This is a genomic window from Rhodococcus sp. IEGM 1351, from assembly GCF_030056875.1.
Classification (GTDB): domain Bacteria; phylum Actinomycetota; class Actinomycetes; order Mycobacteriales; family Mycobacteriaceae; genus Rhodococcus_F; species Rhodococcus_F opacus.
Map to the genome: position 1 here is coordinate 45,204 of NZ_JASHKU010000015.1, position 14,130 is coordinate 59,333.

General features: G+C 64.6%; 10 protein-coding genes and 1 pseudogene. 4 read left to right on the forward strand and 7 right to left on the reverse strand.

Going from position 1 to position 14,130, the window contains the following annotated elements:
• Positions 1 to 49 precede the first annotated feature (49 nt).
• Positions 50 to 1,141: a helix-turn-helix domain-containing protein gene (locus QM806_RS24895; protein ID WP_240960814.1), complete on the forward strand. Its 1,092-nt coding sequence runs from the start codon at positions 50 to 52 to the stop codon at positions 1,139 to 1,141.
• On the opposite strand, the gene QM806_RS24900 is transcribed toward QM806_RS24895, so the two are convergent.
• Positions 1,099 to 2,352 carry an acyl-CoA dehydrogenase family protein gene (locus tag QM806_RS24900; protein WP_120661031.1) on the reverse strand — a complete coding sequence of 418 codons (1,254 nt, stop codon included), beginning with the start codon at positions 2,350 to 2,352 and terminating at the stop codon, positions 1,099 to 1,101. The genes QM806_RS24895 and QM806_RS24900 overlap by 43 nt on opposite strands.
• 1,338 nt (positions 2,353 to 3,690) lie before the next feature.
• Here QM806_RS24900 and QM806_RS24905 point away from each other — a divergent pair.
• Together QM806_RS24905 and QM806_RS24910 are read left to right on the forward strand one after the other, a co-directional pair.
• Entirely contained in the window at positions 3,691 to 5,232 is a 1,542-nt protein-coding gene (locus QM806_RS24905) for an alpha/beta hydrolase (protein WP_218960826.1), read from the forward strand.
• Entirely contained in the window at positions 5,232 to 6,785 is a 1,554-nt protein-coding gene (locus tag QM806_RS24910) for a serine hydrolase domain-containing protein (RefSeq protein WP_120661033.1), read from the forward strand. Before QM806_RS24905 ends, QM806_RS24910 begins: the two co-directional genes overlap by 1 nt.
• Positions 6,786 to 7,245: 460 nt before the next feature.
• On the opposite strand, the pseudogene QM806_RS24915 reads toward QM806_RS24910, so the two are convergent.
• From QM806_RS24915 to QM806_RS24940, 6 genes and pseudogenes are all read right to left on the reverse strand, one after another.
• Positions 7,246 to 7,482, reverse strand: a pseudogene (locus QM806_RS24915) (alpha/beta hydrolase); the annotation flags it as partial.
• 231 nt (positions 7,483 to 7,713) lie between these two features.
• Positions 7,714 to 8,121: a hypothetical protein gene (locus QM806_RS24920; protein WP_283293174.1), complete on the reverse strand. Its 408-nt coding sequence runs from the start codon at positions 8,119 to 8,121 to the stop codon at positions 7,714 to 7,716.
• 252 nt (positions 8,122 to 8,373) lie between these two features.
• On the reverse strand, positions 8,374 to 8,895 hold the full coding sequence (locus QM806_RS24925) for a site-specific integrase (protein ID WP_310794471.1): 522 nt from the start codon (positions 8,893 to 8,895) through the stop codon (positions 8,374 to 8,376).
• 9 nt (positions 8,896 to 8,904) lie between these two features.
• Positions 8,905 to 9,405 (reverse strand): site-specific integrase, encoded by a 501-nt coding sequence (locus tag QM806_RS24930; protein ID WP_242322934.1) that lies wholly within the window; start codon positions 9,403 to 9,405, stop codon positions 8,905 to 8,907.
• Between the two features lie 114 nt (positions 9,406 to 9,519).
• Entirely contained in the window at positions 9,520 to 10,269 is a 750-nt protein-coding gene (locus QM806_RS24935; RefSeq protein ID WP_120661035.1) for an IclR family transcriptional regulator, read from the reverse strand.
• Positions 10,266 to 11,738 (reverse strand): APC family permease, encoded by a 1,473-nt coding sequence (locus QM806_RS24940; RefSeq protein WP_081315496.1) that lies wholly within the window; start codon positions 11,736 to 11,738, stop codon positions 10,266 to 10,268. The genes QM806_RS24935 and QM806_RS24940 overlap by 4 nt, the downstream gene beginning before the upstream one ends.
• Positions 11,739 to 12,192: 454 nt before the next feature.
• On the opposite strand from QM806_RS24940, the gene QM806_RS24945 reads away from it, so the two are divergent.
• The gene (locus tag QM806_RS24945) at positions 12,193 to 14,130 is read left to right on the forward strand and encodes a primary-amine oxidase (RefSeq protein ID WP_120661036.1); all 1,938 of its coding nucleotides are present in this window, start codon (positions 12,193 to 12,195) and stop codon (positions 14,128 to 14,130) included.

A 14,130-nucleotide genomic window follows, 5' to 3' on the forward strand; every position in this document is an offset into this window, starting at 1 on the left:
CCTGGACGATCCCTCCACTTGACAGGGATGTCCGAGTGCGCAGAATCTGATGGCATACGTGCTCGGCACGCTGGTCGCGCCCGGAACAGGAGGGATACCCGTGCCTTACTGGTCCACCTCTGGCTTGAGTGTGCAGGATCAGGCCAGATATTGGGGTGATGTCGTCTGTGAGGCCTTCACGCCGCTCTCCCCGCGGCGCGGGCGGGTACATATCGATCACAGTGCCACCGCCGAGGGGATACCGGGGTGGGTGCGGTCGGAACCACTGGCAAGTACCAACGGCGCCGAAATCGCCTCCTGCACTCAGCTCCTGACGCACGGAGCGGCGGAGGTCCGGCGAGCACCGCAGGAGGTGCTCTTTGTCAATTTGCAGCTGTCCGGGACCTGCTTCGGCGAGCAGGATGGCCGCCGATGCATCGTCCGTCCGGGCAGCTTCGCCATCTTCGACACCACGCGTCCCTACACGCTCGAGTTCCGGGAGCCGTCGAACGAACCAAACTGGCGAGTCTTGTCTTTCCGGATTCCCCGTGATCATTGGCGCTCGACGGTTCGTGTCGATGACGCAACCTCGTGCGCCATCGACACGAACACCGGTCCCGGCCATGTTGTGGGAGCGATGATGTCAGCCCTGTGGAGCGAACAGTCGAACATTGATGACATCGCGCTGAAGACGCTCGAGCGGTCGTTTACCGACGTTCTCACCGCGGCAACCTCGTCCCGGGTTGGTGCATTCGCGACATCCGACGACGAACGACGTGATGCGGCGTTGCGCCGGATTGTGCGGCACTACATTCGCGCCGCCGTCCCCCTCGGACGGGTCAGTGCTGAGGGAGCCGCACGGGAGGCCGCGATCTCGGTGCGAACCCTGCACCGGTTGTTTCAGGCGGTCGGCACCACATTCTCGGCGTGTGTCCGAGACGAGCGGCTCCGAGGAGCGATGAGCGACCTCGAGGTGGCACCGGATTCGGTGATGTTGAGTGAGATCGCCACCCGCTGGGGATTTTGCGACAGCTCCCATCTGACCCGCACATTCCAGCGTCATCTCGAGTGCACGCCCACCCAGTACCGGGAAACTCACCGGATCGCGGCCGTGTCGGCTCAGATAGCTGCGATGCCTGCTGAGGACTCCATCGGGTCGTAGTCCGCGCTCTTGAGCAACGCGTGCAGCTGGCGGCGCCGTACACCCATGTTGCCTCCGTCGTAGACGGGGAAGCACAGGACGTCCTCCATGATCGCAGCGATCGGTGTCTGGTCGCCGTACGAGTTCACCCCCACCACCCGCATCGTGTCGTAGACCACCTGAACGGACAGCTCGGACGCGAAAACCTTGACCATGTGGCCGAGTTCTTCGTCCGCGCCGTTGGTCTTGTCGTAGAGATCGCAGGCCTTCCAGGTGAAGTATCTGGCCGCCTCGATCCGAGTCTTGATGTCGACGAGCATGTAGCCGACATTCTGGTAGTCGATGATCGGCACCGGACCGGACCGCTTGTCGGTCTTGGCGAACTCGAATGCGTAGTCGAATGCGGCTCGCATCCGGCCGACACAGGCCGCTCCGATGAGGGACGACGTCCAGTTGAAGGTCTTCCGGGAGATTTCGATGCCGTCCCCGGGGGCTCCGATCAGGTTACCTGCGGGTACGCGCACATCGGTGAACGTGATACGGGGAGAGATGGTCGCCCGGTGGCCCATCGTGTCGATGTATGACTCGACCTTGATACCCGGAGTATCGCCCGGGACGACAATCACCGCCAACGACTCTCGAGGGGGCAGGGTGAGGTCGGTGCGGCACAGGACGCTGATCAGCGCGGCGCCGTTTCCATCGAATCCGCATCCGTTGGTGGTGAAGTGCTTGTCACCGTTGATGACCCATTCGTCTCCGTCCAGTCGGGCGAAGGTCTGTACACCGGTGGAGGGGTCGCTGGAGTCGAAGTTCGCGCCGCCGGACGTCTCGGTGAAGGCCCACGCCGCGAGGAGTGGTTCGCTCCCGGCGAAGGGGGGCAAGAACTGGGCCTTCTGTTCCGCGGTTCCGAAGTGAATGATCGGCTGGAGTCCCAAACCGGTGCCGAGGAGCGCAGTCGGAACATTGATATCGACGCGCGTGAGTTCCTCGGCAGCTAAGGCGAAGTCGAGTGAAGGCATGGCTGTTCCGCCGTATTCGACGGGCACCAGCGCCTTCATGAAACCCGCATCCACCATGTCCTGATAGAACGGCTTGATCGCCGCAAACCGGGCCTCTGGGGTCGGCAGAGGCGCTATTACGCCCTCGACGAGACTGAGCCGGTCGTCCGCGAACGATCGTGCCGCCTTCTGTAGACCGGCTTGTTCCGGGCTCAGATCAAAGTTGATGGCCATTGCGATCAGATCCTCCGTTGCTTGAATTATTACGAACGTGTGAGCCCAGCCACACCGGGCCCTCGACAACAATGGTGTCCCGTCGCGGGCTACCACGCTTGGATCCCCGCGCCAACTAACTTGGATGATTGCGCCAGGTAGGCCAAGCCAACTCCCTACGCTGACGGCGCGCTCTGCGCCGACACCTGCCCACCGGCAATGCCCGTCTGGAATCGGATAGTGATCGATGCAGCAACACGGGCGATCCGGTCGCGGACGCGCGGCGTGGGAGGCGTGTTCGGCGCTGCGAGATGCTATTCGCGCTCAGTGACCCGGACAACACCGTCGTTCATTCCCATCGCGGTGGCCAGTTCAGTTCGAAGGCGAAAGCGCCCGCCTCGGGGTTGCGGCCGTGGGACTCTGCCGTGACCGAACGCACGCAGGAGCACTGGGGTGCACCGTTGTTGTTTGCTTTCGCCGCACGTCACCCCTGGCCGCCGCCTCGAGGGCGAGCCGCTGGGGGAGGACCACCGGAACCCACTTCGCCAGGCTTCTCATCTGAACACCCAGCCTGAGGCCGCGGTCGAGGGTCCGGGGCGCATCATCTCTTCTCCTTCAAGGCGCGCGCCGGGATACCGACGACGAGCACTGCGCCAGCGGTCACCACGAGGGAAGCGCTGATCTGCAGTCCCAACGAGAGGCTGCCGGTGTGTTCCCGAATGAGAGTCGGCCTCGGTGATGCCGAGCAGGAAACGCATGACGTAGAACGATGTTTCGTCCCAGACGAACATCGTCGCGATGGTGACCGCGCCCCAGCTGAGCATGAAAGCGCGATGAGGCATTCCGTGTGTGCCTCACCGATGAGGAGTCCGCAGCGCTCGAGTCCGCCCTGCGCAAGCTCGACTCCCTCGCTCGTGCCATGCGACGTTCGGAGGAATAGCCCGGAACTGGGAAAACACACGCCGCGCGGGGCTCACCTGTTGACCTTCGCAACACCTGGTGCTTTTCTGGTGCTACCGCCCCAGAGGAGAATCAATGGACGACACTGTTGTGATGTGCTGGACGGGCTTCCTTTCATCATGACCACAGCGGGCAACTGGCCCGTCCCTGACGCCAATCGGGGAATCTATCGCACCGACTATCTCGTTTTGCGGCGGTGATCTCGCGCCGCCTGTGGAATGCGTTCTCAACCGAGCTGGCCGACCGCACGATTCGATTCATCACCGAGCGTCTGCATAAGGATCGCCGGATTTCATCGGTTCTCAAACTTCCGGTATTGCTATGGGTGTGCCAGGATTTATCTGGGTAGATACTCGGGCCGAGCCCGAACACAAGGTTCGGGCATTCAGGGTGGTCGACATGCGGTTTGTGAACCAGATAACGGCGATTGCGTTTGTCTCGATTCTCGTCAGCTCGGCGTGTAGCAACAATTCCGATCCGTCCAGTTCGCCACCGACGACTGTGGCTCATCCGCCGGCGGAGTTTGTCAAAGGCCCGTGCGCGAAGACGCCGAATCCGGTCCCACTGCTGGAGAATGCTCGCTGCGGGGAATTGTTGGTACCGGTGAACCGCACCAAAGAAGACAGCGGAACTTTGCGCTTGGCAGTAGCGATCGTTCCGTCGGAAACGCAGCCGCCGACCAAGGCTCCGATCGTCTTTCTCATGGGCGGGCCCGGTCAGGATGGGGTCACGGATCCCCCGATCAACCCGGACGTCCCGCTGAACCGTGATCGCGATCTGATCCTGATGGGACAGCGCGGCAACGTGACGTCCAGCTCGCCGTTGCCCTGCCCGGAGATTTTCGAGTTCTTCGCCCAAAGGATCGGAATGGCGTGGAACGCTGAGTCCACACGGGATGCGTACGTAGAAGCGGTGAAGGAGTGCCACGACCGCCTGGCTCCCACCGTTGACCTCTCGGCGTTCAATTCGACCGAGAGCACCGATGACCTGATTGATTTACGCAAGGCACTCGGCCTCGAGAAGTGGAATGTGTTCTCCCACTCGTACGGTACCGACCTTGCGCTGATCTACATGCGTCAAGACGCCGACGCTATCGAGTCGATCGTGTTCGACGGAGTGACGCCTCCATCGGTTGGTGCCCTGGGGTGGACCTGGGCCAGCGCTCGCCAAGCATTCGACAACATGGTCAAGGCGTGCGAGGGCCAGCCAGCATGCAAAGAGCGCTATCCCGACGTGGGGGCAACGTTTATCCGGCTGGTCAATGAGCTTGAAGCGAAGCCCATCACCACGACGGTCAACGTTGAGGGTGTAGGAGACACGAAGGTTGTCGTCGACGGCGGAATGCTGCTGAACTGGTTTGTCCCCGTGGCTACCCATCTACCGAAAGAGTTCCCATCAACGGTCCATGAGCTCGCAAACGGGAATGCACAGCCCATTGCGTCGCGTTGGGCCGAGGTTTGGGGGCATCCGGAGAGGGGCGTCCTCCATTGGGGCCTCACCCTGAGCATTTGGTGCCGTGAATGGATCCCGTTCGAGACCGCCGAGCAGTCAATGCAACAGGCGGAAAAGGAATTCCCTGAACTGCCGGAGTCCGTTCGGGCCCAAGCGCCGCAGCTGCCGTTCCTGCGCGACGCCTGCGAAGTGTGGGACGTGCCGAAGGCCCCTGACTCGATCCGAGACATCACCGTGAGTGACATCCCTTCGCTTGTGCTGTCGGGAACCTACGACGGGCAGACCGGAGCGGTGTGGGGCGACTACATCGCGAAGGATCTCTCGCACTCCATAGTCGCGGTAGTGCCCGGAGCTGCACACGGTGTGTATGCAGAGCCACCGTGCGGAGCCGAGATAATCGCGTCGTTTTTCGACAATCCGGAGAAGCCGGACACATCCTGCACGGACACGACGCAACTGCCGGCATACGACATTCTCCCGCCACGCTGATGACGACCGAGGTGTTCGCCGTCGGTGGCCCTGAGTTGTCGCGCCGGGCGGTGCTTGGCGGGGCGGTCGCCGGGTTGGCGGTGCTCGTATTGCCGGCATGTTCGTCGAAGGAGTCGACCATCACAGCTACGAGCGTCCCGACGAACGCGAAGGAAGCGTTCACCGAGCTCGACGCCAAGATCGACAAGGCGATGAAGGACTACGCGATCCCCGGGGTTGCGGTTGGCGTCATTGCCGACGGTGAGGAGTACATCAAGGGGTACGGGGTCACCAATGTCGACCACCCGACACCGGTGGACGGCGACACCCTGTTCCGGATCGGCTCCACGACGAAGACGTTCACCGGAACGACCGTGATACGCCTCGTCGACGAGGGCAAGGTCGATCTGGAGGCACCGATACGCCAGTATCTGCCCGATTTCGCGGTCGCCGATCCAGAAGCCAGCGCCACGGCGACGGTGCGACAACTGCTCAACCACACGTCGGGTTGGCTCGGTGACGATCTCCAGGACTTCGGTCGAGGCGACGACGCGATAACCAAGTTTGTGGCGTCGATGACCCGGCTCCCACAAAAGACCCCGCCGGGCACGGTCTTCGCTTACAACAATGCGGGGCTGGTTGTGGCGGGGCGGATTGTCGAGGTCGTGACCGGATCGGTCTACGAGGACGCCGTCCAGAAGATGCTGCTGGACCCGCTCGAGTTAAGTCACACCCACTTCTTCTCGGACCAGATAATCGGCCGGAATATCGCCGCCTCACACAACGTCGACGACGGAAAAGCCGTTGTGGATCCGGGTTTCTGGTTCTTCTCGCGCAGTTGCAACCCGACCGGATCGTTGATTTCCAGCGTGCGGGATCAGGTGCGCTACGCGCGCTTCCACCTCGGCGACGGCACTACACCCAAGGGAGATCGGTTGATGAGCAAAGACTCGCTCATCGCCATGCGTTCCAATCCAGGCGTCGGCGGCACGCTTCAGGTCGAACTCACCGGCATGGGAGTGTCATGGATGCTGCGGCCGTCCGCGGAGAACGAGACGATCGTCCAACATGGCGGGACCTGGGCGGGTCAACGATCCGGGTTCTTCATGGTGCCCAGCCGTAACTTCGCCATGACCGTGCTCACCAATTCCGAGGGTGGAGGGAAACTGCTCAACGAACTGTTCGCCGAGGACTGGTCGCTTCGCCGCTTCGCCGGAATCAATAACCTGCCCGCGACGCCCCAGAAGTTGAGCACGGCCGAGTTGGCGCCGTACGAGGGGGCGTATGCCACTGACGACATCGATCAATCGGGCACCCTAGGGACCGTCGTGATCAACTTCCGCGGCAAAGATGGCCAGCTCGTCGGCAACATGAGCGACGCCCCGGATGGCATCTACCTGCCGGATGAGCAGACAGTCCCGAATCTCGGTCTTGCGCTTTACAAGACCGACTATGGGCTCGACCTTGGTCCCGACCTCAAACCCACCGGCACCCGATCCAACTTCGTTCGGGGGTCCGATGGGAATGTCGCCTGGTTCAGCAACCACGGACGGCTCTACCGGCACCTGCAGTAAATAGCCGATCTACCCCGGGGAAGCCGGTGGCGCAATGCGAATTTTGAATCAGTTCACAGTCCTGGGTTTTGCTGTGGTTCTCGCCAGCGGGGCATGTTCGAGTTCGCCGTCCAGCTCGCCGCCGACCACCGTGGACCATCCGCCGGCGCAGTTTGTCGAGGGGCCCTGCGCGAAGACACCGGAACCGGTGCCATTGCTGGCCAACCCTCGCTGCGGAGAGCTGGTCGTGCCGGTAAACCGCACAAAGGCAAATGGTCCGACTATACGGTTGGCCATCGCGATCATTCCCTCGGAAACGCAGCCACCCACCAAGGAACCAATCGTGGGGGCCGGATCGGTCATCTGATGCAGTGCCGGGGCGGTGGATTGGATAAGGTCCATTATCGGAATTTCGATAATGACTGCCTGACAGGATATTTGGTACGTATTCCGGTCTCCGGCCTGCTCGTGGTGTTCGCAGGTGCACGGCGATCAGGACACCGGCGCTGTGCGTCACCAGGACCACCGGCACCTCGACCTGGGCGAAAGCCGCGTCGAGAGCGGCGATCCGGGCCGCCGGCCTCAGCTTGTCGTGCGCGAGCGGCGGAACGACGCGCACCCTGTCGAGTCGATCGGCGAGCAGAGTCTGCGAGTGCTCGGCGACGTGGTCACGCAGGCCGGGCGCGATGACCACGGTCGGTCCGCCGTTGCTGTTCATCGCTCTACCAAAGATGTTCTCTCACAGAATGACCGGCGGGGCCCGACGTTCACGTCGGACCCCGACCTCGGTCAGCGGTTCAGGTCAGGCGTGCCGGGTGAAGCCGACCTGACCGGGCTTGCGGTTCGGCGCAAAGCCCAGCTTGGCAAAGGTCTCGTCCGCGTCACGGTAGGTTTCGCCGATGCGGTTGGGAGCCTCTGATCGTAGAACTGCCAGAGGACCACGGAGAGATCAATGAAGACGATGGTTCGTTCGAGAACCGCGTTCGCCGGGCCCGTCAGGCACTGATTCAGGCGAAGTCAGAACAGGAGTGATGAGCACGTTCGGAGCGATCGTTGGCAGCGAATCGGGCGGGATGAGCTGCGATCTCGCCGTTGACTCGATCTGCCCGAAGATCCTCCGCGACAAGGTCAGGCGTTGGAAGCTGCCGAGCAGATGGAACTCGGCGAAGGAGCCCAGCAGGTAGGCGTGCGCGGCGAGGTAGGGGCGGACCTCGTCGCCGGCCCAGGCGGGTGCGTTCCGGCGGAACTCGGCCCGGTCACCGCCGAGCAGATGGACCCATTCCTCCGTGCTCCAGCCCCAGAAGGTCCGCCCGATCTCGGCGCAGCGCACCAGCAGCACCGCGACGGCGTCGGCCATGGCGCGCCGCCGATGCGCGGTGGCAGGCGAATCCAGTCCCGCGTTGACCGTCTCCAGCGGTCGCAGCAGTCGTCCGATCACACGCCAGCCCGGCGCCTGCGGATCGTGATACTGCAGCCGCCGCAGGTTGCGCACGCCGAGCTCACCGATGGCCCTCGCCTCGTACCTCGATCGCGCTGTCGAAGTGATGCCCGACGAGCGGTGAGCACCACGCGATCGAAGACGGGGTTGACAGCCCCGACACGGGCGCGGTCACCGCGGCATGCCTGCCGCCGCGGCGTCCAAGCCAGTGAGCATCGAGATGCGCCACGCGTGGATGGTCCATGCCGCGGCCGAACCATTCGGCCAGTCCCGCCCGGACAGGTGGATATATCGCCGCGTCGAGTCCGTGTGGCGATGCCCGGCGAAGGTCGCGATCGTGTGCAGCTCCCAGCCCATCCGGGCCAGATCGGTCAGACACAGGTGCCGTGTGGTGTGCGTGGAGAACCGCAGAACATCGGCGGCAGGGGCAATCCGTCGCACCACCTTCGACCACGTCCCCAGACTCAATGGCTGGGCGTGATTGCGGCGGGACTCCGACAGGAACAGCGGTCCACGTGCCCTGCTGAGTCTCGCCCGGTGCGCGAGATAGTCCGACAGCAGCACGCCGGTCGCTGCCGAGTAGGGCACGACCCGCTCGAGCCGGTTCTTCGTCGTCTCCGCCCGAATCCGCAGGGTGCGGTGGGTAGGGGCGAGATCGCCGGTGCGCAGCGCGCACAGCTCCTCACGGCGCAGCGCGGCATCTTAGGCCAGGGCGAGCATCACTCGGTTGCGGACAGGCTCCACGGCGGCGACGGTCAGGATGTCCGCCCACTGCCGCTCGGTGGGGATCCAGGGCAGCTTCGTCAACCGGGGCACCAACTCGCGCTGATGCCCGCCACCGCGTCGGCCGGGCGTGAAACGGCCCCGACCAACGGGATTGGACTCGCGCAACCCCTCCTCCATGAGGTGGTCGTAGAACAGCGGCACCGGCACCAGCCGTTGCTGAATCGTGGCATTCGCCAGACCGGACCCGGAATCGAGCGACACCACATTCGCACCACGGCGGCTGGGCCGTTCGGTCAACTTCCGCACATAAGTACCGATATGGGCACGGCTGGCGGTGAGCGGGTCGACACCCTCCCGCTCGCACATCTCCAGGTACTCGGCAAGCCCCCCACCGAGTGCGTGCGCGGCAATGGTGATCGCTCCGGACGCGGCCCCACAGCAGCTCCGCGCATTCGAACCACCAGGTGATCCGGCCACGGCCGGGACCCACCGCAGGAGTGTGAGCTCCTCGTGGGCGGTCGCGCCGCTGGGATGGCTCGGTGCACGGTGGATGTCCTCATACGGTGGTGGGTGAGGGCGATTAGGCTTCTCTCAGAAGAGCAAGGGCGCGAGCACACGCGCGCACTGTTGCAGCGAGTCGGCGCGACCGAGGAGCGCGTCGATGCGGGTGGACGGGCCGGCGAGGCAGAGGGCACCGGCGGTGTCGCCGTCCGGGTCGCGCAGCGGCACCGCCAGACAGGCCAGGTCCTGTTCGAGTTGGTCGACCTGAACAGCGAACTGCTGATCGCGGATGGTGCGCAGCTCTGTGTCGAGAGCCGCGAGATCAATGACGGTGGCCGAGGTCAGCTGCCGCAGCGGAGTCGAGGGCAACGCTGCCTGCCAGATGGTGCGGTCGGCGAGTAAGAGTTTTCCGGCGGCCGAGGCGTGCAGGTAACGCACCAGTTCGCGTTCAGCGCGCACGGGGTGGTCTGGGTCGGAGTCGAGGACCCGCAGCGTGGTGTTGTGGAAGGCCATGACGTGGACGGCGAACCGCACGCTGTCGCGGAGGTCGTCGAGTTGCCGACGCGCGGCGGTGGAGATGGTGGGGGAGGCGGCGGCGGTGACGAGCCCGTTGAGGCGCGCGCCGAGCCCGAAGCCGCGCAGATCCGAGGTCCGCACCAGATACTCCTCGGCGACGAGGGAGTTGATGAGCCGGTAGGCAGTGGCTTGCGGGAGGTGCAGGGCGCCGGCGATCTCCTTGGCGGTGACCCCGAGGCCGAGGGTGGCGACCACCTCGAGGATGTCGAGAGAGTTCGAGACGGTACTGGGGTGGTGTCGGGACGGGTCGGTGCGTGGGCTCATCGGAACGCGGCCGTGGGCAGCAGGTCGGTGCGCTGGGTCTCGTCGTAGATACCGACCGAGGCGAGCCGGTGCGGAGCCAGACGCCGAAGCGCAAGGGTGTAGAGCACCGCCGCGGCCATGATCACGGCATAGACCGCGATGAGCACAATCCCGTCCTGGATGGCGAAGACCACGGCGTTGACGACCAGGAACAACAGGATGACGGTGGTCACGGTGCCGAGCACCCAGACCGCGGGGGTCGACTCTCCGATGCGCCGCAACAGGATCGGCGCGGACAAGCACCCGGCGAGATAACTGCCGATATAGCCGCAGGCGCTGAGGGTGAGGAAGATGCGCAAACCCTGATCGGGCGAGACACCGGCGAGTAAAGCCGCGATCGGCACAGCGGTCACCGCGACCATCGACGCGGCAATGGCAGGGGCGGGCGTCTGGAAACGCGGGTGCGTGTGGCCGAGGGCGGACGGGGCGACGCCCTCGCGGCCCATGCAGAACAGCACTCGTACGAGCGCATTGACCGACGCCAGGGTGCAGGCGAAGAACGAGGCCGCGATACCCAGGTCGAGGATCGCCGACAAACCGGTCGAGCCCTCCGAGACCAGCAGTGCCACCAGGGGTGTCGCGCTCTCGCGCACCGAGTCGGGGGCGTTGGCGAGGGCGATCGCCTGCACCGGCAGGGCGATCAGATACAACGCGGCGGCGGCGACCGGGGTCCACCGGATCACGCGAGGCACCGACAGGAATGGGTGGCGAGCCTCGCCGCTCAGTGTCGTGGAACTTTCGAAGCCGACGAAGGCGCTGACGGCGACGACGACGGACAGTGCCATGCTCTGCGCGTTGCCCTCCCAGCTCATGGCGGCGGCGACCGGGGCGCCGGTGCGAGTCGTGGTGACCAGCAGCAAGATCAGCAGGGCGCCGACGAGGCCGATGGAGACGCACTCGACGAGCAGGGTGATCCGGGCCGAGATCCGGATGCCGCGGATCATCACCAGGGTGGCCACCACGGCGGCCACCACCGTGACGGCGACGATCGCACCGGTGGGGGTGCCCCGCGCCAACCCGGTGGTGACGGCGATGTGCGAGAGGTAGGTGCCGACGGCGAGGAGGCCGGCCATGCCGACCGTCGCATATCCGACGATCGCGGACCAGCCGGTCGGCACGGCGGCGGTCGGACCGAGGCCGCGGGCGGTATAGCTGTAGATTCCGCCGACCGAGGCCATCCGCTGGGCCATCGGCCGTAGGCACGCCGAGACGAGCAGGATGACCACGGCCGCGCACACGAAAGCGGCGAGCGCGCCGCCCCCGCCGGCGGTGCCGATCACCAGCACCGGGATCACTGCCGCCGCACCCGACGGCGCGACCGCCGCGACGGACTGGGCAAATACCGGTATGAAGGGCAGCTGACGGCGCGGCAACCCCTGCACGGGGGACTGCGCCGCGACCAGCGCCCGCTTGTGCGGTGAAGTCGTCATGTTCCGCACGCTCATCTCTGAAGAAGCAGCGAAGTCGCCTGGTCAGCAGCTGCACGCGGCCCTGGGTGGTGATCGATGTCACGCCCAGCGTCGAATCCATCCATTTCCGATACATGACGAGAATGTTTCATCCATGTTAACCAGGTAGAGAATTTTCCGGCACGAAGTTCTCACCTTCGTTCTCTCCGACGTGTGCTCCCAATCACAAAGCAGCGTTACGGTTCTTGCTGTGAACGGTTGACCGCACCCTGGCAGGCTTCTCTTCAGGGACACCTCGAAGGCGTCGGCGACCGATCACATCGCTAAGCGAAAGCCCGTGATCTACGCAGACATCTCCACCGATCGATTCATGAACCGACCCGGCCACCGTGCCACCCGGAAAATGCCCACCATCGAGGGCGCCTCTTCGTGACGTCGACGCGTGGCAGAACCATGCCCAAGGAGCGAGACACCCATGTCCATTCAGGAAATCGATCGCACGGTCGCCGCCCCGGGAACACATCCCCTCGACCCCCTCAGCCGGGACGAAATCTCGAAGGCAGTGTCGGTGCTGAAGAGCACGCAGGCACAGGCGGACAGCTTCCGGTTCGTGCAGGTGGAGTTGAAGGAACCGTCGAAGAAGGCACTGCGGGGTGACCTCTCGCAGATCCGCCGCGAGGCCAGCGCCGTGCTGATCGACCGGTCCACTGGATACGGCTACGAGGCCACCGTCGACCTCGAGAAGGAGAGCCTCGAGCGGTGGGTGGAGCTGCCGTCCGGCGCGCAGCCGCCGATCATGCTCGACGAGTTCGAGGAATGTGAGGTCAACTGCAAACGCGATCCCCGCGTCGTCGAAGCCCTGGCCAGCCGCGGGCTGACCAACCTGGACCTGGTGTGTATCGAGCCGTGGTCGGCCGGCTATTTCGGCAAGGACGACCAGGGTCGCCGCCTGATGCGCGCCCTCGTCTTTACCCGACTCGACCCGGACGACAGCCCCTACGCGCACCCGGCCGAGGGCCTGATCATCATCTATGACCTCAACAACGGTGAGGTCGTCGAGATCGAGGACAACGGCCTCATCCCCGTCCCTCAGCAAACCGGCAACTACCTGCCCCAGCACGTCGGCCCGGCCCGCACCGACATCAAGCCCCTCGAGATCACCTCACCCCAGGGCCGCTCCTTCCAGGTCGACGGCCAGCACGTGACCTGGGGTGACTGGAGCTTCCGGGTCGGCTTCACCCCTCGTGAGGGTCTGGTGCTGCATCAGCTGAAGTTCCGGGACGGCGGCACCGATCGATCGGTGATCAACCGCGCCTCGCTGGTGGAAATGGTGGTGCCCTACGGTGACCCGTCCCCGGTGCAGCACAAGAAGAATGCCTTCGACGCCGGCGAATACAACATCGGTGCCCTGGCGAACTCCCTGGCACTCGGCTGCGACTGCCTCGGTGAGATCCAGTACTTCGACGGCATCGTCAGCGACAGCCACGGCAACCCGATGACGATCAAGAACGCGGTCTGCATGCACGAGGAAGACGACTCGATCATGTGGAAGCACTACGACTACCGGCAGGACACCGCCGAGGTCCGGCGCTCACGGAAGCTGATCATCTCCTTCATCGCCACCGTCGCCAACTACGAGTACGGCTTCTACTGGCACCTCTACCTCGACGGCACCATCGAGTTCCTGGTCAAGGCCACCGGCATCCTCTCCACCGCCGGTCAGCAGCCGGGAACCAAGTCGCTGTACGGGCAGACCCTCAACAACGACGGCCTCTACGCCCCCATCCACCAGCACATCTTCAACGTGCGTATGGACTTCGAGCTCGACGGCACCAAGAACGCGGTCTACGAGGTCGACACCGAGGTGCCCGGCACCAACCCGACACAGAGCTGCTTCTACACCGTCGACCGCCTCCTCGAACGAGAACAGGACGCCGCCCGCCTCGCCGACGCCGGCAAACACCGATTCTGGAAGATCGTCAACCACGACCGCCGCAACATCGTCGACGAACCGGTCGCCTACCGGCTCCAGCCCACCGACGCGATCACCCTGTCCGCCACCCCCGACTCCTGGGTAGCCAAGCGAGCCGGGTTCGCCACCAACAACTTCTGGGTCACCGCCTACGACCAGACCGAGCGCTTCCCGGCAGGGGAGTACCCGAACCAGTCCCGCGGCGGCGACGGCCTTCCCGCCTACATCGCGGGCAACCGCAACATCGTCGACGAGGACATCGTGGTCTGGTACACCTTCGGCATGCACCACGTGGTGCGCCTCGAAGACTGGCCGGTCATGCCCCGCCAGCACGTCGGCTTCATCCTCCAACCCCACGGATTCTTCGACCAGAACCCCACCCTGAACCTGCCCCGCCCCGAGCGGCAGGCCGAGGGGTCGCACTGCGGATGCGAGGACTAG